Below are 22,793 nucleotides of genomic sequence, written 5' to 3' on the forward strand. Positions count from 1 at the left end.
GACCATCACCCATCGTACGGGCGTACGAAAGGGGGCCCAGGGTCGAAGGGCCTCCTATCGGAGAGAGGCCCTCGCTATCGGAGAGGCCCTCGACGTCGGTCGACGTGGGCGGTCCGGTCGACGTGGGCGGTCAGTCGAAGTGGGCGGCGAGGATCACGACGTCCTCGGCGGAATCGCTCCGGTCGAGGCCGTCGGGAAGCATCGTGCGCAGGACGTGGTCGGCGACGGCCGCCGGATCGTGCCGGCCCTGCTTCGGTACGGAAGCGGCGGCGGAGTGCAGCCGGGCGAAGGCGCGGTCCATCGGGTCCCCGGTGCGGCGCAGCAGCCCGTCCGTGTAGAGCAGCACCGTCTCGCCGGGCGCGGGGCTGAACTCCACGCTCGGCGCCTCCCAGCAGGCGAGCATCCCGAGCGGGGCGGAGAGCGTGGTCTCGACGAACTCGCAGCGCTGCTCGCCCAGCACCAGTGGCGGGGTGTGCCCGGCGCCGGCCAGCACGACCTTGCGGGTGGCGGGTTCGCAGTAGGCGAACAGGGCGGTCGCGGTCCGCGCGGGCTCGGTGAGCCGCAGCAGCAGTTCCAGGTCGGAGAGGACAGCGACGGGGTCCTCGCCCTCCATCACGGCGTACGCCCGCAGACTGGCGCGCAGCCGGCCCATGGCGGCCATGGCGTTCGGTCCGGACCCGCCCACGGAGCCGACGGCGAGGCCGAGCGTGCGGTCGGGCAGCGGCAGCGCGTCGTACCAGTCGCCGCCGCCCCGGGGGCCGGTGCGGTGCCGGGCGGCGAGCTGGACGCCGGGGATCCGGGGCAGCCGGCTGGGTAGCAGTTCCTCGGCGACGGCGGCGACGTCCGCGCGGGCGCGCTCCAGCTCGATCAGACGGGCCAGGTGCTCGGTGGCGTAGCGCGCGTAGAGGCCGGCGAGGTGGCGCTGTTTCTGTGCGGGCTCGGCCGGTTCGCCGTAGAGCCAGACGGCCGCGCCGAGACGGCCGGCCGCCTCGGAGGTGAGCGGGAGGGCGTAGCTCGCGGCGTAGCCGAGCCGGGTGGCGACCTCGCGGTGCCGGGGGTCGAGATCCTGCTCGCCGAGCAGGTCGGGGCTGGCGATCCCGTCGGTGGTGTCCGGGAGCCCGTCGAGGACGCGGCCGAGGACGGTGGCCGCGCGGGGCACGGTCTCCAGGTGTCCGAGTTCGGCGTGGGAGAGTCCGAGGCCGAGGGTGGTGGAGGAGCCTTCGCCGTGCTCCGGTTCCAGAACGAGAAGTCCGCGGCGGGCGCCGACGAGGGCGGCTCCGGCGCGCAGCAGTTCGTTGAGGGCGTCGTCGAGGGTGCTCGTCCCGGCCAGCCGCTCGGTGAGTTCGTGCAGGGTGGTGAGGTCCGAGACCCAGCCCGCCAGCCGGTCCTGGATGAAGGCTCCGGGCGGGCCGGGGACCTCCGTCAGGGGAGCGGAAGTGTGAGTTGAAACCGGAACCTCTGAATCGATTCCAGCCACTTTCGGCAGGTGTGGGGCGCTCATGGCAGCCAGCTTTCCGACCGGTGCGATTCGTCGAATAGCATCGCAAACCCCCATGTGATTCTGCGCCACTATCAATACATCCACATGTACACGCACAAGTAACCTGATGTCCAGCATTGTCCCTTCAGGACCCGGGCGATTCGTGCTCTCCCAGTGTCGGTTAGCTTGGCCAAAAAATGCACCCCATGGACGCCATTTGCGGTCGACTAGGGGTCGCTCAACAGGGGTACCTCCGGGGTCGGGTCGCCGGAGGAGCGTCATTCCGTGCATGCTGGGTACGTAAACGGTGATGCGCGGGTGCGGTTGTGACAGCCCAGGAACCCGGCAGCGGGTTCGGGCGTCCTTACCCGTGAAGGCGACGTCCCCGCCCCGGACGGCGGGGTTCGCACAAGGGGCGGCAGGCAAGGCGCATGCCACCCTCGCCCGGCGATCGCCGACCCGGCTCGACCCGCTCGGTTCGACCCGCACGACTCCGCCAGGGCAGCACGACTCCGCTCGGTCAGTCCGGCCCCGTTCGGTCAGTTCGATCCCGTTAGATTCGACTCTGCTCGATTCGGCACTGTGTTCCACCCCAGATCGGTTCCATTCGGACCGGTTCCACTCGGCTCGGCTCGGCTCACGCTCGGTATCGACGGCACGCCCGTACCGCAGAAGCGATGAGCGCGTACGCACAGCGAAGAGATGCGCACGTGGTGTCACACCCGCGTGCTGTCATGTGGACTCGGCGTTCAACGGAAAGGAACGAGCGCTCATGCGCGAGATCCTCGGAAGGCGACGCAGGCTCCGGCTCCGGCGCAAGGAGGGGACCGCCCGGCTCGGCGCGGCCCTGACCTGCGCCACCGTATGGCAGTGGCCCGTGGTCCCCGGGGTGGGGACCACGCAGGCCGCCCTGGACGGCGAGAGCGGCGGCCTCGGCTGCGCCTGCCCCGAACCCGACTGCGCCGTACCGGGCGCACACCCCTTCGAACCCGGCCTGCTGGCGGCCACCACGGACGAGCGCATGGTGCGCTGGTGGTGGGCCAACCGCCCCGCCGCCCCCGTGATGCTGGCGACCGGCGGCCGCGCGCCCTGCGCGGTGAGCCTGCCCGCCGTGGCCGGCGCCAGAGCGCTGAGTGCCCTCGACGTCCTCGGCATGCGACTCGGCCCCGTGGTGGCGACGCCCACCCGGTGGTCGCTGCTGGTGGCCCCGTACACCCTGGAACGGCTCGGCGAACTGCTGTACGCGAAGGACTGGGTGCCCAGCTCGCTCCGGTTCCACGGCGAGGGCGGCTACCTCGTCCTGCCGCCGTCCCGGACCGGCGCGGGCCAGGTCCGCTGGGAGCGGCCCCCCGCGCCGCTCGGAACCGCTGCCTCCCCCTCCGCTCCGGTGTCCCGCGGTCGCACGAAGGGCGGGGCTCCCGCGGTCGCGGCGCCCTGGCTCCCGGACGTCGAAACGGTCCTGGACGCCTTGGTCGAGGCGAGCACCGGCGCCCCGGGCGGCGGCAGCCGGCTCGCCTACTGACGCCTCGGAGCAGGCAAGCCGGGTGTCCGGCTCACTCGAACGGGTGTGAGCCGGACCGGATCCGCAGTAAACGGGTGCCGGGCGGCCCGGCGGCGCGCATTCCGCCGATATCGTCGCCCCGTCGTCAGGAATTCCGCGAAGTCGCCAGGTGGGGCCACCATGAATCTCCGCATGATCGGTCTCACGGCAGTCGTTGTGTTCGGGTGTCTCGTTCCACTCGTTGCTTCCGCGGATCCCGCCGTTGCTCCGGATGCCGTATCGAGTGATCCTACCGACGCGAAATCTCCTGGCGGGCCGCCAGAAATCCTTGGAACAAAGGTTTCTGAGGACCTGTCGGGAGATGATGCCGTCGCCCATTCTTCGCCGTTGCCGAAATCGCCATCGAGAATGAGCGAAGAAGCCGGTTTCCTGCCTGAGTTTGATCGTGCGGATGCGGATGCGGATGCGGTGGCGCGGTGCGGCCCCGAGCTGGTCGCACCGGAGGGCGTAGAGGCGCAGACCTGCGTCATGGCCGAGGGTGGCGAGACCTGGGCGCGCACCTACTACCGGAACGCGACCGGTGAGGAACTCCGGCCCGTACTCACGCTGCTGGGGCCGGGCGGGCGGACCGTGGAGCTGCACTGCGCGCCGGCCGTACACGACGAGCCGGGCACCTGCGAGACGCCGCGCGTCCTCTCCTCGGGTGCGCCCCGGTCCGCCACGGCGGTGGCGGAGTTCGTGGGCGCGGGGCCGGTGGACGAGGCGCCGCTGCTGCTCCGCGCCGGATCCGAACGGGCGCCGGGCGCCAAGGGCTGACCGGGGTGGGTCAAGGGGGTGCGGGGGTGTACGGTCTCCGCGCCCGGGGGTGTCACGGGGCGGCCGCAGCCGGAAACGAAGACGCCCGGTCGCTGGCGACGGGGGATGCACCAGCGACCGGGCTTCTAGAACCGTAACAAGAGATCTGCCGTTCGCAAATTCGATCTCGCCTGTAGGGACGCCGATTTACTTACGAGTACGGCGAGTTGTGACGCGGGTCACCGCCTGTGGCGCCCCGTCGGCACTGTCAGCTGAGGGTCACCTGGCGGTTGGTGAGACCGCCCCGGGTGCGGCGTTCCTCGGCGGTGAGCGGGGCGTCGGACGCGAGCGCCGCCGCCAGTCGCCCGGCGAACTCGACGGCGGGCTTCTCGCACGCCTCGGCGCCCATCGAGCTCGGCAGGTCCCAGACGGGGACCACGAGCCCGTGCGCCCGGAACGAGCCGACCAGGCGGGTGCCGTCGCCGAGCGAGGAGGTGCCCGCGGCGTGCAGCCGGGCGAGCGCGTCGAGGAGCTTCTCCTCGGGGTGCGGCATGACCCAGCGCAGGTGGTTCTTCTCCGGGGTCTCGCACCAGTACGCGGCGTCGACGCCGGACAGCCGCGTCGTCGGGATCGCGGCGGCGTTCGCACGCTCCAGGGAGGCGGACACCTCCGGCGTGGCGTTCTCCGCGTCCGGCACCCAGAACTCGAACCCGGAGTGCACGTCCGGCTCGAAGGCGGCGTCCGGGGAGAGGAGGTCCTGGAGACGCGGACCGTCTGCCGGTACGCGGCGGGCGGCGACCGGGGAGCCGGGCTCGGCCTCCAGGGCACGCTGGAGGGTGTCCGCGAGGTCGCGGCCGAGGTCGCCGGACGAGGTGTCGTTCTGCAGGGCGAGAAGGACGGAACCGTCGTCGCGGCGCAGCGCCGGCCAGGCCATCGGCAGGACCGTCGCGAGCGTCACCGACGGAACTCCCTCGGGCAGTCCGTCCTTGAGGGTCAGTTCGACGGTGGCGGCGGGCACCAGCTCGCGCAGCGCGACCCAGTCGCACTCGCCCGCGAGTCCCTCGAAGGGGCGGTGCACGAGCTCGGTCACGGCCTGGGCGGCGGCGCGTCCGTGACACGCCTTGTAACGACGGCCCGATCCGCACGGGCAGGGCTCACGGGCCCCGACGACCGGAATCTCACCGTCCTTGAGCTGCTGCTTCCCGGCCTTGGACTGAGGGCGCTTCTTGGCCATGGTGGGCATTCTCCCGATTGCGACAGTGCGGACTCGGCGCGAGCCTAGCCGTCCGGGGAGCCTCGCTCGGCCCACGTACCTGCTCGGCCCATGCCGTCCGTGCGCTCAGCTCATGCCGTCCGTGCGATCGGTCCGCGTCGTTCGTGCGCTCAGCCCACGTCGTCGAAGGCCTCGGAGAAGTCCAGGCCCTCGAACCCGGTGAGCCCGCCGACGCCGTTCGAGCTGACGCCGTTCGAGCTGATGCCGTTCGAGCTGACGCCGTTCGCGGCGGAGCCGGTGCCGCCGATGCCGGGCGGCTTCTTCGCGGAGACCAGGGCCCAGACGGTGACCTCGCCGGACGAGCCGTCCCGTACGCCCCACTCCTGAGCCAGGGCGCTGATGATGTTGAGACCCCGGCCGCCGCGTGCCGTCACCGAAGGGGTGGCCGGAACCGGGCGGGTCGGGCCACCGCCGTCCGTGACCTCCACGGTGAGCGCGCCGCCGGTGTCCACCCGCCATGCGGCGCGGATGTCCCCGTCGCCCACGTCGGTGTGCCGTCCCAGGGGCCTGCCGTGCCGGCAGGCGTTGCTGAGAAGTTCGGAAAGGATCAGGACAGCGTCGTCGACGACCGCGTCCGACACCCCGTTGCCGCGCAACTGCTCACGCATCCGGTGTCGTGCCTGCCCCACGCCGGCAGGGCCATGAGGAATGGCCATGCTCGACGACGCGGGCACTTCTTGTGCCACCACCAACGCCACCCCCGAGACCTCCTTTGCCCCACGCCACGGGTTGGATGCCCCACTGAGCTGGACCGGAAACCGGCCAATGCGCTGCCGGTGACGCATTCGTAGCGATCGAACGCGTAGCGAATGCGCCGGTGCACACCCCGTAACGGTGGAGGTCGGGGGCCTTGAGCGCCCTTATCCGTACTAAATGCGGCCCAGTTGGGACAGGACCTGCTTCGGGCGGTTGGTGATGATCGCCTCGACGCCGAGTTCGGCGCACAGGTCGACGTCGGCCGGTTCGTTCACGGTCCACACGTGCACCCGGTGCCCCGCACGGTGCAGCCGTTCGATGTATCCGGGGTGGCTGCGCACGATCCGCATGCCGGGCCCCGCGATCCGGGCGCCGGCGGGCAGCCGGCCGTCGCGCATCCGGGGCGAGACGAACTGCATGAGGTAGACCGTGGGCAGCGTGGGAGCGGCCGCCTGGACGCGGTGGAGGGAGCGGGCGGAGAAGCTCATGACGCGGATGGGCGAGAGTCCTTCGGCGGGCGGATCGGCCAGCCCGAAGCGCTTCAGCAGATGCAGGAGCCGCTCCTCGACCTGCCCGGCCCAGCGGGTGGGGTGCTTCGTCTCGATGGCCAGCTGCAGCGGCCGCCCGGTGGCCCGTACCTCGGTGAAGAGCTCCAGGAGCCGTTCCAGGGTGAGTACGGAGGTGAGCTCGCCCGGCACCGGATCCCAGTCGGGCGACTCCTCGCGGTCCTTCCAGGAGCCGAAGTCGAGGGCGGCGAGGTCGGCGAGCTCCAGCGCCGACACGGCGCCGCGCCCGTTGGACGTACGGTTCACCCGCCGGTCGTGGACGCAGACGAGATGGCCGTCGGCGGTGAGCCGGACATCGCATTCCAGCGCGTCGGCACCGTCCTCGATCGCCTTGCGATAGGCGGCCAGGGTGTGCTCGGGGGCGTCGTCGGATGCCCCGCGGTGGGCGATGACCTGGATGGATGTGTGCGCGCTGCGCTGCCGTGCTTGTGTCACCCGCGCCATGGTGTCACCGCCGTGGGGGTGGCTGAGCACATGTCACCCTGGAGGTCTGTTTTGTCGGATGTAAAGATTGGTGTGCGGATGCACAGGTCCTGCTTACAGTGGCCCGACGTGTTGTGGGAAAAGCTGACCGTAGACCGTGCACAGCGGATTTCTTGCCGAACGCCGACTGGATGCCGAGTGGAACCGAGGAGTAAAGAGCTGTGAGCACCGAGAACGAGGGCAACGAGGACCACGCGGTACCGGCCGTGCCGTCCGTTCCGTCCGCACCTCCCGTGCCGGCCGACACTCCTGAACCGGCGACCGACAGGGCCACGCCTCCGCCGGCGGCCCCGGCCCGGGACGCCGCGCACGAGGCGGCACACGACCCCGCGCAGGACACCGCGCGCCTTCCCCTGCACGACACCGGCGCGGGGGCCCCGGCTCCGGGGGCTCCGGCGCAGTCCGAAGCGCCGCGCCACGACCCCACGCACCAGGGCTCCCCGGCCTCCCCGGGAGCTCCGGCCACGCCCGCGTACGCCCAGAGTGCGCACCCGACGCCGCAGCCGCCCCAGCACTCCCCGTACGGTGCGGCGCCCGCGTACGGTGCGGCGCCCGAGGTTCCCGAGGGGGCCGCCTCCTGGCCCCCGCCCGCCGTCCCGTCGTACGCCGGCGGGGATGCCGGTCACGCGTCCGGCGGTATCGGCAACGGCAGCGGTCACGGCCCGGTCTGGGGCGCTCCGGTTCCGCCCGGCTCCGAGTCCCCGGGCGGAAAGAGCGGCAGGGGCCGCGGCAGCGGTCTCGTGGCGGCCGTGGCCGTCGCGGCGCTCGTCGCGGGCGGCATCGGCGGAGCCCTCGGCTACTGGGCGGCCGACCGCAACGACAACGGGAACTCCGGCGGCTCGACCACCATCTCGGCGTCGGACACCCCGAGGGATCTGAAGCGCCCGGCGGGCACGGTGGCCGGGGTCGCGGCGAAGGCGCTCCCCAGCGTGGTCACCATCGACGCGCAGGGCGGCGAGGGCGAGGGCGGTACGGGCACCGGCTTCGTGTACGACAAGGAAGGCCACATCCTCACCAACAACCACGTGGTGGCATCCGCCGCGGATTCCGGTGAACTGTCGGCGACCTTCTCCGACGGCAAGAAGTACGCCGCCGAGGTGGTCGGCCGGGCACAGGGCTACGACGTGGCCGTGCTGAAGCTGAAGAACCCGCCCGCGGGTCTCGCCCCGCTGCCACTGGGCAATTCGGAGGGCGTCGCGGTCGGCGACTCGACGATCGCGATCGGCGCGCCCTTCGGCCTCTCCAACACGGTCACCACGGGCATCATCAGCGCGAAGAACCGCCCGGTGGCGTCCGGGGACGGTTCCAGCAACAAGAACTCGTACATGAGCGCCCTGCAGACCGACGCCTCGATCAACCCGGGCAACTCCGGCGGCCCGCTGCTGGACGCGACGGGCGCGGTCATCGGCATCAACTCCGCGATCCAGTCGACCGGCGGCGGCCTCGGCCAGTCCCAGGCCGGCTCCATCGGCCTCGGTTTCGCGATCCCGATCAACCAGGCCAAGAACGTCGCCGAGCAGTTGATCAAGACCGGCAAGCCGGTCTACCCGGTGATCGGCGCGACGGTGACGATGCAGGAGAAGACGGGCGGCGCGGCGATCTCCCCCGAGGGCGCGGGCGGCACCCCCTCCGTCACTCCGAACGGCCCGGCGGCCAAGGCGGGCCTCAAGGCGGGCGACGTGATCACGAAGTTCAACGACACCGTGATCGACAGCGGCCCGACCCTGATCGGCGAGATCTGGACCCGCAAGCCGGGCGAGAAGGTGACCCTGACGTACGAGCGCGACGGCAGGACGGCCACGGCCGAAGTCATCCTGGGCCAGCGCGAGGGCGACAGCTGACCGGCTAGGCTGTTCCCCACGCGTCGAACGGGCCCCACGTGGGCCTGACGGCCCATCGGTTTGCGCAGCTGCCGGGCCGCCGACGCGGGGTGGGTTGCCCGAGCGGCCTAAGGGAACGGTCTTGAAAACCGTCGTGGCAGCGATGTCACCGTGGGTTCAAATCCCACACCCACCGCAGATGAACGGCCCCTGACCAGGCGAACTGGTCGGGGGCTGGTTCGTCGCACACCACCCATGTGTGACCGCTGTTCTCCGCTCGTTACCGCACTATCGGGCACGGATGGGGCACGGTCTCGCGTTGGTTGGTCCGCTGATGCTTGAAGTCTTGGTCTTCTCTTAGGGGTGGCGCAGTGGGCTTGGTCTTGGTGAGAGGTGGAAGACCTCGTGTTCGAGTGGAGACACTTGGACCAGTCACCATGAACCTCGACGACTTGCAGGACTTGAGAACTCTCATAGCCGAGAAAACCGGAGAAGCTGTCAGAGTCTCCGTCGGGCGATACGACGCTGACGAGGTCGTTGACCTCACGGGAGCAAGTGATGCAGACCTGGCTTCTATCAGGCTTTCAGTGTCCTCTGAGGCGCTGAGAGTCCATCTCACGCCGGACGGCGCGACTGTGCTCTGCGAGTCACGTGAACAAGATTTCCTGGATCTTGTTGACGACATCAAGTCCTTCGTAGATGACCGTCCTCTAGCCTGGCGGATTGTGTACCCGTTTGCTGCGCTGGTGGGTTTCCTGGCGTTGTGGGGCATGGTCATCTGGGTATCCCTATGGTTCGGGATCTCCGAGGGGAAGCCCTTCGGGTACGTCATGCTGGTTGTGTCCTTTGTAGCCTTCGGCGGGCTGTTCTGGTACCTGCCTCGCTCGTGGAAGTACAGGGGCGCGGTACAGGTTGTGCCACTGCGGCGGGACGAGCTGCGACGCCGAAGATTCGAGTCGAGAAACTCAGTGCTCAGCGGCATCCTCGGTGCGGTCGTCGGCGCGATTATGGGATCTGGTGCCACGATTGCAGCGGTCTACCTGAGTAAGTGAGCGGCGGCTGCAAGGTTTCCTCACCCACCACTCACCCCGGCTCCCATCCCGTCCGCCTTCGACCCACACACCGTGGAGCGGTCGTGGTTCAGGGCGTCAAGGTGGAGCGCGCCACTGTACGAACGACCTTGACGCCCTGGGCCGCGACTGCTCGGCTCTGCCTGGGTCGAAGGTGGTCGGGATGGGAGCCCCACGACGCTCGCCCCGCTCCGGCCGGCACTCGCGAACGGTGCCCCGTCCATCCCGGAGTCTGAGCGCCCCCGCCGGAGGCATCCTCTTGAAGCCGCGGGCTTGGTTCTCGACTCATGTCCCACGGGCCTATCCACTGCGGGCGCGCGTCGGCGGCGGCAGCGCCGAGCGGGCCGAAGGCAGGAGCGCGGGCGCAGCCAGAGCCGGGAAGCGCGCCCGGCGGAGCGGAGCGCAGCCGGGTGCCTTGATGAGGTAGAGAAACCTGTAACAACTGGTTCGATGTTCAGGTGCTGGCGATGACCTTGCGCCCGTCATGCGACCGGACATGGGGGACATCGCCCAGCGCGTCTGTGACACGGACTGCGTAGACCTCGCGCATGCGGCTGGTCACCTCGTCCGGGGTCAGCCATTCGATCGCAGTGGACTCGTCCGAAAGCTGCTCTTGGCCGCCCTCGGCGTGGCACCGGAAGACAAGAGCGACGATGCCCCGGGCCGTGTTCTTGTAGACGCCGGTCAGCCTGTCGACCTGGACCTTGATCCCGGTCTCCTCGTAGACCTCGCGGCGCACTCCATCCTCCGGGGCCTCGGACAGTTCGAGCACGCCCCCCGGCGGTTCCCATGTTCCGTTGTCGGCTCGCCTGATCGTGAGGACTCGCCCATCCTCGCGGACCACCACCCCGGCTACGGACACGGAGTGGAGTGGCGTTGACGGGGTCTCGTGGCGGCTGTTACTCATGTACATGAGAATAGGAGACTGAGAAGGACTATGGCGAGTAGTGAAGTGGCCTCTTCGGCCAAGGCAAAGTACCTCCAGATCGCAGACGACCTAGCGGCGCAGATCCGGTCGGGGGCTCTGGCTGCTGGGGCTGCTGTGCCAAGCGAAACGGAACTCATGGACCGCTACGGCGTGGCCTCGGGGACCGTACGCAAGGCAGTCGCTGAGCTGCGAACGACTCAGCTGATCGAAACGCATCACGGGCGGGGCTCGTTCGTCCGGTCTCGCCCCCCGGTGCAGCGCAAGTCCTCAGATCGCTTCCGCCGGTCTCACCGGAAGGCGGGTAAGGCTGCCTACCTCGCGGAGACCGAGCAGTCCGGCGGCAAGCCATCCGTCAACGTCCTCTTTATCGGCCCGGTTGAAGCACCGCAGGAGATCGCGGAACGGCTGGACATCTCGGTCGGCACTCAGGTACTCGCACGCAAGCGCCGGTACTTCCGGGACGGTGTCCCTACCGAGGAAGCCACCTCGTATCTCCCCTGGGACGTTGTGAAGGACATCCCGGAGATGTTCGCTGAGAACCCCGGCGGCGGCGGGATCTACGCACGGCTAGAAGATCGTGGGCACACCCTCTCGGAGTTCACGGAGACGGTCCGGGCACGGCTCGCGTCCAAGCCGGAGGCGTCCGCGCTGGCTCTGAGTCCGGGGTCCCCCGTGATTCATCTCGTAAGAAGTGCGGCAACGAAGTCTGGCCGAGTTGTCGAGGTGTGCGACACGATCATGGCCGCTGACCAGTTCGTTTTGGACTACCGCTTCCCTGCCGGAGACTGACGGAGCGTCAGCGCATCAGCCCGCCACAAGATTCTTTTTCGTGGCGGGTTGACTCATGTACAGGACTGGTGCACTCTTCTACCTATCACTCATGTACATGAGTGCCGGAGATCCTCTCTTCTACAGGAGAAGTCATGCCGTCCTTCAAGATCGACACTTCTTCCGCTGTCGTGTTCGTGGCGACGCCTCCGACGCCGAAGCTCGTGAGCAAGCAGACCGGTGAGATCGCCATCGACCGGGAGACCGGTGCCCCGCTCGCGACGGTGGGTCTGCTGGTCGCGGACGAGGGCGAGGGCAACCTCTACCAGGTGACCGTGCCGAGCACGGGCGTGCCGGAGGGTCTGGCCCCGGGGACGATGGTGCACGTGGTGGGTCTCAAGGCCCGGGACTGGGAGAACACGTTCAACGGCCAGACCCGGCACGGGATCAGCTTCCGCGCGGTGGCCATCACGGCGGGTGCCTGATCATGTCGGACCTGTCCACGGTGATCGAGGTTGCGGGGGCCTTATCGGCTGCCGGTGGCCTCGGTTACGCGAAGGCCCGGTCTCCTCGGGTGTTCTGGTCGCTGGTCGGTGCTCCGGCCGCGCGGGTGCGGTTCACGCTCACGTACCGGGCGACGATGGATGTGTGCGGGCTGACGGTCCAGCCTTCCCGTCTGCGGGCGTTCATGGTCCGCAACCTGGCCCGCCGCCAGGATGTCCAGCCGGTTCCCCCGCAGGTCCGCCGCGTCCGCTACTCGACCACAGGGATGCGGGCTATCCTTCGCCTTCCCGCCGGTCTGGAGCCCGCCGACGTGGCCGCTGCATCGGAACGGTTGCGGCACGCCTGGGGCGTTCACTCGGTGCATGTGGTGGAGGTGAAGCCGGGGTTCGTGGAACTGCGGATGACCGGCTATGACGTGCTGCGCCGGGTGAAGATACCGCGCCGCCTGCCCCGCAAGCTGCTCGCTGGTCCGCTGGTTGTGCCGGTGGCTCTGCGGGAGGACGGTACGGCGTTCGTGCGGGACTACCAGAAGATCCCGCACTCCCTGACGTTGGGTGCGAACCAGTCGGGCAAGTCGATGTATCAGCGCAACCTCGTCTCCGGCCTCGCGAAGCTCCCGGTCGGCCTGGTCGGGATCGACTGCAAGCGCGGGGTCGAGCAGCGCGGTTACGCGCCCCGCCTCTCCGCCCTCGCCATCACCCCCGATGAGGCGTCCGGCCTGCTGGAAGCCCTTGTGGGCGAGATGGAAGAGCGCTTCGACGTCCTCAGTGACCACGGTGTTTCGGACCTGTGGGGTCTGCCTGCTGCGGTGCGGCCGGTGCCGCTGGTGGTGCTGGTGGATGAGGTCGCGGAACTCTTCCTCGTCTCGGCCAAGAAGGATGAGGACCGGCGGGACCGGATGGTGATGCACATGATCCGGCTCGCGCAGATGGCCCGCGCGGTCGGCATCTATCTGGAGGTCTGCGGGCAGCGCTTCGGCTCCGACCTCGGCAAGGGCGCCACCATGCTCCGCGCCCAGCTCACCGGCCGTGTCGTCCACCGCGTCAACGACAAGCAGACCGCCGACATGGGCCTGGGCGACATCGCCCCCGACGCCGTGTTCGCCGTGACCACCATCGCCCCCGACCGCCCCGGCGTCGCCGTGGCCGGGGACTCCTCGGGTGGCTGGTCCCGCATCCGCACCCCCGCCATGACCCCGGCCGAAGCCGTCGCCATCTGCCGGGAGTACGCGCACCTCACCCCGCAGATTGCCGCTCTGGCACCGTTCCGGCCGGCCGTTTCCGCCGCCCCGGCCCCGGGCTCCCCGCTCCTCAAGCCCCGCCCGGCAACCAGCTAAATCCCCACCCTGCACGGCCAGTTGGCGTGACTGTCTCACGCCAGGTCCCTACCCCGCCCATGCCCGGAACCGGAAGGAACCACCGCCATGGCCACCCAACGGACCACCACCAAACCCCCGAAGAACCCCGCCCCCACCCCCGCCCCGGTCGAACCGGCGACGTGCCAGCCGTGCGGCGGGACCGGAAACGTCCCCGTCACGGTGCGGGTCGGACGCAAGCGCCGCCCGGTCGGCCAGCAGGACGGCCTCTGCCTCAACTGCCTGGGCTCCGGCACCAACCCCGACGCCTGACCCCCTTGCCCCGGTGCCGGGCGGTGAACCCCGTGTCCCGCCCGGCCCCGGCCCCGCCCCCTCGAAAGGAGGTGAACCCGTGTCCCGCATCCGAATCGACGCCGTACTCATCCAAGCCGTCATCGCCGGTGCCCTGTCCTTCGCCCACCTGCACGACCTGGCCGCAGCCGCCGGACAAGACGGCTGGAAAGCCTGGGCCTACCCCGTCAGCGTCGACCTGCTCCTCGTCGCCGCCTGGCGCCGCATGCGCACCACCGCGGACAACCGCGCCGCCTGGGCCTGGTTCATCATCGCCCTCACGGCCTCGCTCGGTGCGAACGTCGCCACCGCCGGACTCCTCGACCTCGATGACGTTCCCGCCTGGCTGCGCATCCTCGTCGCCGGATGGCCCGCCCTCGCCTTCCTCGGCGGCACCCTCCTCGTCCACAGCCCCCAGGCCGCACCGACCGAGACCGCGCCCGTCACCGCGGCAACGCTGCCCGCCCCTTCCGAGCCCGAACCGGCCCCAGATGTGACGGTGGAGCGCGATCCCGAACCGGCGGCTCCCGAACTGCCGCCCGCTTCTGCTCCTGAGGAAGCCGCGGCGCCTGCTCCGGTTCCGGTGTCCGCTCCGGCCGCGGCCGTTCCTCCGGCCCTTCTGGACCATGCCCGGAAGCTCGCCGACTCCCACCAGGCCACCACCGGAAGCCGGATCGACTCCGCCACCCTCCGCGCCCGCCTCGGCGTCCCCGCACCCCTCGCAGACGCCATTACCGCCCAACTCGCCTAACCCATAAGGAGGTTCATGTCATGGCGCGCCCGAATCGCTTCACGAACGTGCTCCGCGTCGGCCCCGTTCAGGTCGGCACCCACCACGACGGCCGCGGCCGGACGAAGCACACCGCCGCCTGCACCGCACCCGGCTGCAACTTCTCCGTCGACTACGACAACCGCTCCGCCGCCGAACTCGCCGCCCGCACTCACCGCTGCAACCCCTGACAGGAGGCCCCGCCCGTGTTCACCCCGAAGATCCCGCCCCCGGACACCGCACCCACCCCGGGCACGTCCCTCGTCCAGCCGCTCACCGGCATCACCCACACCCCGGCCTGCACCTGCCACCACAACCCCAGCGTCACCCCGGCTCCGGCGCCCATCCCGGCTGCTCCGGTCTCCCGGCCGGCCGTTCAGCTCACCCCGGGATCGCTCTTCGTCGCCGCCGCGGGCGGGACCGCCATGGTCCTGATCATCGGCACGGTCCTCGTCTCCATGCTCCTCGCGACCGCGATCACCGCCGCGTCCGTCGCGATCTGCGCCGTGGTCCTGCGCTCGCTGCTCAACCGCCCGAACAACCGCTGACAGCCCCCGGGGCGGCCTCAACCGCCAAGTTTCCGCCGCCCCGGGCGCCCAACCCATCCAGATCCAACGGACCCGAAAGGGAGACCCCATCATGCCCCAGCACACCCCGCCCCGGCCGATCTGCGGCCACTGCGACGGCTTCCCCACCGTCACCATCACCACCGGCACCCGCACCCCCGACGGGCAGCGCCAGACCATCACCGCCCACTGCCCCGCCTGCCACGGCACCGGCCACACCACCACCCCCGCCCGCGCCCACACCCGGATCGGGGCCTGAGCGCCATGGCCGACCTTTCCCCCACCGCGGACCGCCCCGGCCTCCACGTCAGCAAGCCCTCTCCGAACGCCCCGGCCACCGGCTCGGCTGTCTGCCACTGCGGTGCCAAGGCCACCGCCACGGGCGACAGCCAGGTCAAGGCCCTGGTCGACGGCTACACCGCGAACCACGGTTCCGCGCACGGCCGGGCGGGACGCTGACCATGACCACCGCTGCTACTGCGGCGGGCCTGGACCCGGCCACCCTGGGCGATCTGCTCCGGGTGGTCGGGTCTCCCGGCTTCGACCGCCTCACCGAACAACTCCGCCGCACCGGAGGCTGCTCCCAGCCCATCCACCTCACCGGCGCCACCAAAACCATCGACCGGGCCACCGGCACCCTGCTCCACCACTACTCCACGGACACCGAGCCCGGGGGCCGGTTACGGATCGCCTGCGGCAACCGCCGCGCCTCCCGCTGCCCCGCCTGCGCCTGGACCTACGCAGGCGACACCTACCACCTCATCCGAGCCGGACTCACCGGCGACCCCGACAAGGGCACCCCGACCACGATCCGGGATCACCCTCGGGTCTTCGCCACGCTGACGGCCCCCTCGTTCGGCCCGGTCCACAACCGACCTGGCAACCGTCCCTGCCGCTGCGGTATTCGGCACCCGGAGGACGCGCCGGAGCTGGGCACGCCGCTCGACCTGGATACGTACGACTACGCGGGGGCGGTGCTGTGGAACAACCACGCCTCCGACCTCTGGCGCTACTTCACGATCTACCTCCGCCGGGAGATCGCCCGCCGCGCCGGACTCACCCAGAAGGAAGCCCGGCAGCAGTCCAAGGTGTCCTTCGGCAAGGTCGCGGAGTACCAGAAGCGCGGGGCCGTGCACTTCCACGCGGTGATCCGCTTCGACGGACCCGACGGCCCGGACACCCCGCCCCCGGCCTGGGCCACCCTCGGCCTCCTGGACGACGCGATCCGCGCCGCCGCCGCCCGGGTTGAGGTCCTCGTGCCGGCCGTTCCGGAAGCCGGGATCACGGACGGCTGGACGCTGCGGTGGGGCACGCAGCTCGACGTGCAGCCCATCGGCGCGTTCGGCAACGGCGAAGACCTCACCGAACAAGCCGTCGCCTCCTACGTAGCCAAGTACGCCACCAAAGCCGCCGAGACCACCGGGACCGTGGACCACCGGGTCGGCAACAAGGAAGCGCTCGTCCTCCTCGACGTGCCCGAGCATCCGCGTCGGCTGATTGAAGCGTGCCTGGACCTGCATCACGCCTACCCGGAACGCAAGCTCCGCGACTGGGCTCACATGCTCGGCTTCCGCGGCCACTTCTCCACCAAGTCCCGGGCCTACTCCACCACCCTCGGAGCCCTCCGACAGGTCCGCGCCGACTACCGCGCCGCCGAGCAACGAGCCGCCCTCGGCCTCCCGGATCCGGACGACCACCCGGAGGCCACCACGCTCACGCTCGCGCACTGGGCCTACGCCGGGAACGGCCACACCCCCGGCGAATCGTGGCTCGCCGCCAACATCCACCGCGACATCCAACACAACCGCGAAACCGCCCGCGAACACCGCCTCAGCGCCGCCCTGACCACAGAGGAGACGTGGTGACCATGGAACGTTTGTTGACCGTGCAGCAAGCAGCCGAAGCGCTCGGTACCGGAGTGCGGTTCGCCCGTCGCCTCATCGAGGAACGGCGCATCACCTTCGTGAAGGTCGGCCGACACGTCCGAATCCCGGAAACGGCCCTGGCCTCCTTCATCACTGAGCACACCGTCGAGCCGATCGTCACGACCTACCGGAGGGCCGCCTGATGGCTGGAAGGCGCAAGTCCCGCCGAAACTTCGGCCGCATTCGGAAGCTGCCTTCCGGGCGCTTCCAGGCACGCTACCCGGGCCCTGACGGTGTCCTCCGGCCTGCTGACCGTACGTTCGCCACGACCACGGACGCAGGGCGTTGGCTCGACAAGAAGCGCATCGAGATCGAAGAGGGCCGCTGGCTCGATCCCGCCGAAGGGCAGACCACCGTGCGCGACTGGTCCGCTCGGTGGCTCGCTGCCGTCTCTCCGCAGCTCAAGCACAAGACCCAAGCTACGTACCGATCGCTGATCAACTCGCTGATCAATCCGGCGCTCGGGGACCGAGAGCTGTCGAGTCTGCGACCGATCACGATCGCGGAATGGGTCGGCTCTATGCGCACCAAGGGACTCAGCGCCTCGCGCATCCGCCAGGCGTACCGGGTGCTCTCCCAGATCATGCGTTCGGCCGTGGACAACGACATGATCTCCGTGACGCCGTGCCGTGGCGTGAAGCTCCCCAGGATGCCCCAGACCGAGCCGCACATTCTGACGCCGTTGGAAGCGTCGCGAGTGGTGAGAAGTTCAGCCAAGCCCCATGACCTGCTGATCGCGCTTCTTGCCTATGCGGGCCTTCGTGTCGGGGAGGCGTTCGCCCTCCGTCGGGTCGATATCGACCTGGTCGACGGATTCGTCCTCGTGGATGAGAACCTGGCCGAAGCCAACGGCAAGCTCGTCTTCGACACCCCGAAGTCGCATCAGAAGCGGCTTATCCGCATCGGCCCAACTCTCGCCAAGAAGATCGGGAAGTACCTGGACGCCCTTCCTGGCGGGGATGAGGCGCTTCTGTTCACCACGCCCGGTGGCAAGCCGTTGCGGTACAACCAGTGGCGTAAGGCGTACTTCGACCCTGCCGTGTCGGCTGCCGGGCTGAGCGACGTGACCCCGCACGATCTTCGCGCCTCGCATGGGACCTGGGTTGCTGACAAGTACGGCGTCATGACTGCCGCGCATCGGCTGGGGCACTCGAACGCGAGCGTCACGACCCGGCACTACGCGCGGCCGGTCGCCGGTCGCGATGATCAGGTGGCCGAAGCGTCGGACTCCTGGCTGAGCGGGCACGATCATAAGCCAGGGGCACGTAGCGGGCACGATGACGATGACGACGGCTCTACCGGCGCTCTCGTACCCGTCTGACCTGCGGCGGAGATCTCACCGCCCATGATCAGCGAAAGGTCTTGAAAACCGTCGTGGCAGCGATGTCACCGTGGGTTCAAATCCCACACCCACCGCCAGGTGAACGGCCCTGACCAGGAAACTCGGTCGGGGCCGTTCGCGTGTGCGTCGTCCGCCGGGGCGGAGAACCGCCGTCGCGGCGGCACGGCGGACGCGGTCCCGGCGTTACCAGGCCGGGCGTGGGTCCTGGCGTTCCGGTGACAGGTCTGCCGGCACACTGCTGCCCGTGTCCGTTCGCCACAGGTAGCCCGGGCACGGCGCGAACTCGTTGGTGGGTGGAGCCGGGGAGTGGAAGCGCTGGGTGCGTGGGAGTGGCACCTCAGACAGTTTGCCGTCATGAATCATCCACAGCCCGAAGCAGTCGTCCTCCTCGTCGTGGATCAGCACCTGCACGTGGCCCGGATCGGGCCAGGGAAGCGATTCGAGGTGTCTGTGGAGGGGGCCGGGCCCCGTCAGGTCGTGCCGTCCGTCTCCCCGCTCCGCCCCGATGTCAGCCGTGCCGCCGAGGTGATCGCGGCGCGGGCCTCGTGTTCCGGCAGTCCGGTGCGGACGGCGGCGGCGGTGAGCGCGTCCGCCAGAGCGTCGCCGAAGCCGTGCTCGTAGGCGCGGCAGGCTGCCCAGAACAGGCGGGTGTTGCGTTGGCCCTCGTGCGCGGCCAGGACGAACTGGATCAGGCACTCCCCTCGACGGGCTTCAGCGTCCGGTGAGCCGGAGCCCGAGCCGGTGGCCGACCCTCGGCCCGAGCCGGACGCGGTACCCGTGCCCGTGCCTGACGTCCGGGGCCCGCGGCCGGGCGGCGGTGTCAGCAGGCGGAGCAGGGCGCGGGGGCAGGGGGCCGGGGTGAGGTGGGCGGTGCCGGGGGCCAGGCGGTAGCGGCCGTGGGCGGTGACCGAGCCGGGGCCGACCAGATAGCCGCCGCTGCCGCGGATGTCGATGCCCGGGGCGAGGCGGCCGGCGGAGTTGGGGACCGTCGTGTCGGCGGGGCCGGTCAGCCAGAGGTGGCGGCCGCCGCTCGGGGTGAGCACCGTGACCGTCGGCGGGATGGTGAACAGGTGCTGGAGAGCGAGCTGCCGGAGCGCGCCCGCCGCATCGCTGCCGTACGCGGGGTCCACGTCCAGGTCGATGCCGATGAGGCGGTGCGGGGTGCGCCCGCAGGCGATGCCGTAGCCGGTTGCCCGGGGTGCGGCGGCGAAGAGGGCGCGGACGGCCGCGGGGTCGGTGGTGGCGTCGTGCACCCCGTGGCCCGGCAGGCCGCACTCTCCACGGCAGTGTGCCGGAGGCCGCTCGCCCCGGTGCGGGGAGCGCAGTGCGGGGAGCTTGGTGGCGGAGAGAGGGAAGACAGGGAGGCCGCGCCCGGCGGCGGCCAGGGCGTGGGCGAGGGCCAGGGTGGGGGTCTGCCGGTCGATGGTGGCCATAGGTCCATTCTCGTACGTGCGTTCGAAGAAAGGAAGAGGGGAGTGGTAGGGGCGGGGGTGAGGTGCCTGGGAGGTTCCGGGTGGCGGAACGCTTCTTCCCGTGCGCCCCAACGCGCCGTCGGGTTCACCTCGCCGACCTGGGCTTTCGCTTGGTGTAGGAGGTTTATCGGCTCTTCGTCATACGTGAGGGGGAATCGGGCGGTGATGAGGGGTTCGCCGGGGATGTGGTGGGCAACTCTGGTCTCGCGACGTTGTGAACAGCACCGGGGTGGCCGGCCAGCTTCCCTGGAACCAGCCGAATATGAAGCCGCAATTCCGCTTCCTGGAGGAAATGACATGGCAAGTATCCGTACCGCTCGTGCCCTCGCCGCTGTCGCCGCTCTGCCCCTGACCGTCGCGCTCTGCGGTGGGGTCGCCATGGCGGACAACGGTTCCTTCGCGAACGACGGATCGAACGCGGCAGTGGCGACGGTCGGCGGCAGCGGTGTCGGCGGCAACAACTCCGGCAACTCGTCCACGACCCAGCAGCAGGCCGTCGGCGCCGGCGCGTCGAACCAGAACACGTCCGCCCAGGTGAGCAACTCGGCCTTCGTGCCGATCGACCAGTCGGACCACAGTGTCGCGGTGAACTTCACGCCGTTCTTCTGGTGATCCTCCCCAGGTGACGTTGTCGTCGGGACCTCCCGGGGGGTGGGTCCCGGCGGCCTGAACGGCAGCCCGCGCGAAGGTACTTCGGTGCTCTCGCGCGGGCTGCCGACGTCTTGACAGTCGGCCATATCTGACGGACAGTCAGGAATGTTGGAGAGTGGCGCGGAAGGCTGCCGGAACGCCGGAACCCCGGCAGCGCCGGGTCGGTTGCGCTCCGGCATTCTGATTCCGCAGCTCTGGAGGCCCCTCCCGTGCATCTCGCTCCGACGGAACGCCAGCAGCGGCTCCGTGCCGAACTCCGTTCGTATTTCCGTGCGCTGATGCCCGATGCGGCGGGCAGCCGAAAGGGCGGGGACGGGCACGGGGACAGGAGCGGGGGCAGAGGCGCTGGGCTGGACGTGGGCGAGCAGCGGCGGCTGCTCCGCCGGATCGGTGCCGACGGCCTGCTCGGTCTCGGCTGGCCCGAGGAGTACGGCGGCCGGGGCCGGGGCCCCGACGAGCAGTTCGTCTTCTTCGACGAGGCGTACCGGGCCGGCGCCCCCGTCTCCATGGTCACGCTCAACACCGTCGGCCCGACCTTGATGGCGTACGGGACCGAGGAGCAGAAGGCGTACTTCCTGCCCCGCATTCTCGGCGGCGACCTCGTCTTCGCGATCGGCTACAGCGAGCCCGAGGCCGGAACGGACCTGGCGGCGCTGCGGACCCGTGCCGTGCGGGACGGCGACGAATGGGTCATCGACGGCCAGAAGATCTTCACCAGCAACGCCCAGCGGGCGGACTGGATCTGGCTCGCCTGCCGTACGGACCCCGAGGCCCCCAAGCACCGGGGCATCTCGATCATCCTGGTGCCCACCGACGACCCCGGCTTCTCCTGGACGCCGATCGAGACCGTGGGCGGGCTTACCACGACCGCCACCTACTACGACGGTGTACGCGTCCCCGCCACGAACCTCGTCGGCGTCGAGAACGAGGGCTGGAAGCTCATCACCAGCCAGCTCAACCACGAACGCGTCGCCCTGGCCGCTATCGGCATGCAGGCCGAGGACTTCTACGAGGAGGCCCTCGCCCACGCCCGTACCCCCGATCCCCTGACCGGGCACCGCCGGATCGACGAGCCGTGGGTGCGCGCCCGGCTCGCGGAGGCGTACGCCCGGCTCGCGGCGACGCGCCTGCTGAACTGGCGGCTGGTCGACGCCGTCGGCGCCGGCGCACCGGCCCCCGGAGAGGCCAGCGGTGTGAAGTTCGCGGGCACCGAGAGCGCGGTCGAGGTCTACCGGATGTGCCAGGAGGCGGTCGGTGATGCCGCCTTGCTCCGGGCCGGTTCTCCCGGCTGCTTCGGGGTCGGCGGGGAGCTGGAGCGGATGAACCGCGCCGCGCAGATCAACACCTTCGGCGGCGGCGTCGGCGAGGTGCAGCGCGAGATCGTCGCGACGGCCCGGCTCGGGATGACCCGGGGCAGGCGATGAGCGGGCGCGGGCCGGAGCACGAGGGAGCGGACGCGGACGCGGACGAGAACGATGTGCTGTACGAGCGGCTCGCCGCGTACGAAGGCCGCGCCGCCGCCACCGCGGGCCGGGGCAAGGACCCGGTCAACACGCCGATGATCCGGCACTGGTGCGAGGCGATGGGCGACACCTTGGCGGCCTACCGGGGGCCGGACGCCGTCGCCCCGCCGACGATGCTCCAGGCATGGACGATGGGCGGGCTGTCCGGGCACACGCGCGGCTCGGAGAGTGCGGGCGGCGCGGACCGCCCGGACCGTACAGACGGCGCGGACCGCCCGGGTCGTACGGGCCGCTCCGCGGCGTACGACGAGATGTTCGCCCTGTTCGACGGGGCCGGCTACACCTCCGTCGTCGCGACCGACTGTGAGCAGGAGTACCTGCGGCCACTGCGCCCCGGCGACCGGATCACCTTCGACACGGTCATCGAGTCCGTCTCCCCGCGCAAGAGGACCAAGCTCGGCACCGGTTACTTCGTCACGACCCGTACGGACGTCCGCGCCGACGGCCAACCGGCCGGGACGCACCGCTTCCGCATCCTCAAGTACCGCCCCGCGCAACGGGAACAGACCGCACGGGAACAGACCGCACGGACACAGACCGCACGGACACAGACCGCACGGACACAGACCGCACAAGGACAGGCCGCAGCGCAGGAACCGGCCCTGCGTCCCCGGCCCGTGATCAACCGGGACAACGCCGGGTTCTGGGCCGGCGTCGCCGAGCACCGGCTCCTGATCCAGCGCTGCGTGGACTGTGCGACCCTGCGCCTGCCCTGGCTGCCCGGCTGCAACGCCTGCGGTGGCGCGGAGTGGGACACCGTCGAGGCGAGCGGGGAAGGCACGGTCTTCAGCCATGTCGTGATGCACCACCCGCCGTTTCCCGCCTTCAGCCCCTCCGGCGAGGGCGGACCGTACGCCGTCGCGCTGGTCGAACTGGCCGAGGGCGTCCGCATCGTCAGCAACGTGATCGGTGTGCCGTACGACAAGGTCCGCGTCGGCATGCCAGTACACCTGGAGTTCCTCCGTACGGACCCCGACCTGGAACTGCCGGTCTTCCGGTCGAGCGAAGGCGGTTGA

Annotated in this window: 25 protein-coding genes and 1 tRNA gene; 20 read left to right on the forward strand and 6 right to left on the reverse strand. The window is 70.2% G+C overall.

All coding sequences use genetic code 11. From position 1 onward, the window contains the following. Positions 1-130: 130 nt before the first annotated feature. A complete protein-coding gene (locus B9S58_RS35355; RefSeq protein ID WP_181009561.1) occupies positions 131-1,618 on the reverse strand; it encodes a PP2C family protein-serine/threonine phosphatase in 1,488 nt (495 codons plus the stop codon). A gap of 634 nt (positions 1,619-2,252) precedes the next feature. Here B9S58_RS35355 and B9S58_RS35360 point away from each other — a divergent pair. Beyond that, positions 2,253-3,002: a bifunctional DNA primase/polymerase gene (locus B9S58_RS35360; protein WP_103535948.1), complete on the forward strand. Its 750-nt coding sequence runs from the start codon at positions 2,253-2,255 to the stop codon at positions 3,000-3,002. A 387-nt stretch (positions 3,003-3,389) separates the two neighbouring features. Then, a complete protein-coding gene (locus B9S58_RS40105; RefSeq protein ID WP_103535949.1) occupies positions 3,390-3,797 on the forward strand; it encodes a hypothetical protein in 408 nt (135 codons plus the stop codon). Between the two features lie 247 nt (positions 3,798-4,044). Here B9S58_RS40105 and B9S58_RS35370 read toward each other — a convergent pair whose 3' ends face one another. The 3 genes from B9S58_RS35370 to B9S58_RS35380 all read right to left on the reverse strand — a co-directional run bounded on the left by B9S58_RS35370 (position 4,045) and on the right by B9S58_RS35380 (position 6,755). After that, positions 4,045-5,010 (reverse strand): DUF5926 family protein, encoded by a 966-nt coding sequence (locus B9S58_RS35370; protein WP_103535950.1) that lies wholly within the window; start codon positions 5,008-5,010, stop codon positions 4,045-4,047. A gap of 149 nt (positions 5,011-5,159) precedes the next feature. Then, complete coding sequence (locus tag B9S58_RS35375) at positions 5,160-5,834, reverse strand: ATP-binding protein (protein WP_103535951.1); 675 nt, start codon at positions 5,832-5,834, stop codon at positions 5,160-5,162. A gap of 84 nt (positions 5,835-5,918) precedes the next feature. Continuing rightward, entirely contained in the window at positions 5,919-6,755 is an 837-nt protein-coding gene (locus B9S58_RS35380) for a glycerophosphodiester phosphodiesterase (protein WP_103535978.1), read from the reverse strand. A 200-nt stretch (positions 6,756-6,955) separates the two neighbouring features. Between B9S58_RS35380 and B9S58_RS35385 the strand changes: the two genes are divergently transcribed. From B9S58_RS35385 to B9S58_RS35395, 3 genes are all read left to right on the forward strand, one after another. Next, positions 6,956-8,635 (forward strand): S1C family serine protease, encoded by a 1,680-nt coding sequence (locus B9S58_RS35385; RefSeq protein WP_103535952.1) that lies wholly within the window; start codon positions 6,956-6,958, stop codon positions 8,633-8,635. 88 nt (positions 8,636-8,723) lie between these two features. Then, positions 8,724-8,810: transfer RNA gene (locus tag B9S58_RS35390), tRNA-Ser, on the forward strand. A 241-nt stretch (positions 8,811-9,051) separates the two neighbouring features. Further along, on the forward strand, positions 9,052-9,666 hold the full coding sequence (locus B9S58_RS35395; protein ID WP_103535953.1) for a hypothetical protein: 615 nt from the start codon (positions 9,052-9,054) through the stop codon (positions 9,664-9,666). 472 nt (positions 9,667-10,138) lie between these two features. Here the strand turns inward: B9S58_RS35395 and B9S58_RS35400 are convergent, their stop codons facing one another. Then, positions 10,139-10,603: an NUDIX hydrolase gene (locus B9S58_RS35400; RefSeq protein ID WP_103535954.1), complete on the reverse strand. Its 465-nt coding sequence runs from the start codon at positions 10,601-10,603 to the stop codon at positions 10,139-10,141. An 18-nt stretch (positions 10,604-10,621) separates the two neighbouring features. Between B9S58_RS35400 and B9S58_RS35405 the strand changes: the two genes are divergently transcribed. The 12 genes from B9S58_RS35405 to B9S58_RS35460 all read left to right on the forward strand — a co-directional run bounded on the left by B9S58_RS35405 (position 10,622) and on the right by B9S58_RS35460 (position 18,110). Continuing rightward, positions 10,622-11,401, forward strand: a complete 780-nt coding sequence (locus B9S58_RS35405) for a GntR family transcriptional regulator (RefSeq protein WP_103535955.1) — start codon at positions 10,622-10,624, stop codon at positions 11,399-11,401. Positions 11,402-11,535: 134 nt separating this feature from the next. Beyond that, positions 11,536-11,865 (forward strand): hypothetical protein, encoded by a 330-nt coding sequence (locus tag B9S58_RS35410; protein WP_084993676.1) that lies wholly within the window; start codon positions 11,536-11,538, stop codon positions 11,863-11,865. Between the two features lie 2 nt (positions 11,866-11,867). Beyond that, positions 11,868-13,220 (forward strand): FtsK/SpoIIIE domain-containing protein, encoded by a 1,353-nt coding sequence (locus B9S58_RS35415; protein WP_103535956.1) that lies wholly within the window; start codon positions 11,868-11,870, stop codon positions 13,218-13,220. Positions 13,221-13,307: 87 nt separating this feature from the next. After that, the gene (locus B9S58_RS35420) at positions 13,308-13,511 is read left to right on the forward strand and encodes a hypothetical protein (RefSeq protein WP_103535957.1); all 204 of its coding nucleotides are present in this window, start codon (positions 13,308-13,310) and stop codon (positions 13,509-13,511) included. Positions 13,512-13,590: 79 nt separating this feature from the next. Beyond that, positions 13,591-14,280, forward strand: a complete 690-nt coding sequence (locus B9S58_RS35425; protein ID WP_103535958.1) for a DUF2637 domain-containing protein — start codon at positions 13,591-13,593, stop codon at positions 14,278-14,280. 20 nt (positions 14,281-14,300) lie between these two features. Continuing rightward, positions 14,301-14,489, forward strand: coding sequence for a mobile element transfer protein (locus B9S58_RS35430; protein WP_103535959.1), 189 nt, complete (start codon positions 14,301-14,303; stop codon positions 14,487-14,489). Between the two features lie 15 nt (positions 14,490-14,504). Further along, entirely contained in the window at positions 14,505-14,846 is a 342-nt protein-coding gene (locus B9S58_RS35435) for a SpdD protein (RefSeq protein ID WP_103535960.1), read from the forward strand. Between the two features lie 91 nt (positions 14,847-14,937). Continuing rightward, positions 14,938-15,123 (forward strand): hypothetical protein, encoded by a 186-nt coding sequence (locus tag B9S58_RS35440; protein ID WP_103535961.1) that lies wholly within the window; start codon positions 14,938-14,940, stop codon positions 15,121-15,123. Positions 15,124-15,128: 5 nt separating this feature from the next. Next, positions 15,129-15,323, forward strand: a complete 195-nt coding sequence (locus B9S58_RS35445) for a hypothetical protein (RefSeq protein ID WP_103535962.1) — start codon at positions 15,129-15,131, stop codon at positions 15,321-15,323. Positions 15,324-15,325: 2 nt separating this feature from the next. Beyond that, positions 15,326-16,729, forward strand: coding sequence for a replication initiator protein RepSA (repSA, locus tag B9S58_RS35450; protein ID WP_103535963.1), 1,404 nt, complete (start codon positions 15,326-15,328; stop codon positions 16,727-16,729). Positions 16,730-16,731: 2 nt separating this feature from the next. Continuing rightward, positions 16,732-16,932: a helix-turn-helix domain-containing protein gene (locus B9S58_RS35455; RefSeq protein WP_103535964.1), complete on the forward strand. Its 201-nt coding sequence runs from the start codon at positions 16,732-16,734 to the stop codon at positions 16,930-16,932. After that, positions 16,932-18,110, forward strand: a complete 1,179-nt coding sequence (locus B9S58_RS35460) for a site-specific integrase (RefSeq protein WP_103535965.1) — start codon at positions 16,932-16,934, stop codon at positions 18,108-18,110. The genes B9S58_RS35455 and B9S58_RS35460 overlap by 1 nt, the downstream gene beginning before the upstream one ends. 491 nt (positions 18,111-18,601) lie before the next feature. Here the strand turns inward: B9S58_RS35460 and B9S58_RS35465 are convergent, their stop codons facing one another. Next, the gene (locus tag B9S58_RS35465; RefSeq protein ID WP_103535966.1) at positions 18,602-19,564 is read right to left on the reverse strand and encodes a bifunctional DNA primase/polymerase; all 963 of its coding nucleotides are present in this window, start codon (positions 19,562-19,564) and stop codon (positions 18,602-18,604) included. Between the two features lie 336 nt (positions 19,565-19,900). Here B9S58_RS35465 and B9S58_RS35470 point away from each other — a divergent pair, with 336 nt between their 5' ends. The 3 genes from B9S58_RS35470 (at position 19,901) to B9S58_RS35480 (ending at position 22,793) form a co-directional block, all read left to right on the forward strand. After that, positions 19,901-20,215 (forward strand): hypothetical protein, encoded by a 315-nt coding sequence (locus B9S58_RS35470; protein WP_103535967.1) that lies wholly within the window; start codon positions 19,901-19,903, stop codon positions 20,213-20,215. 248 nt (positions 20,216-20,463) lie between these two features. Continuing rightward, on the forward strand, positions 20,464-21,678 hold the full coding sequence (locus B9S58_RS35475; RefSeq protein WP_103535968.1) for an acyl-CoA dehydrogenase family protein: 1,215 nt from the start codon (positions 20,464-20,466) through the stop codon (positions 21,676-21,678). Beyond that, positions 21,675-22,793 (forward strand): bifunctional MaoC family dehydratase N-terminal/OB-fold nucleic acid binding domain-containing protein, encoded by a 1,119-nt coding sequence (locus B9S58_RS35480; protein ID WP_103535969.1) that lies wholly within the window; start codon positions 21,675-21,677, stop codon positions 22,791-22,793. Before B9S58_RS35475 ends, B9S58_RS35480 begins: the two co-directional genes overlap by 4 nt.

It is taken from the genome of Streptomyces sp. SM11 (assembly GCF_002910905.1).
GTDB lineage: Bacteria > Actinomycetota > Actinomycetes > Streptomycetales > Streptomycetaceae > Streptomyces.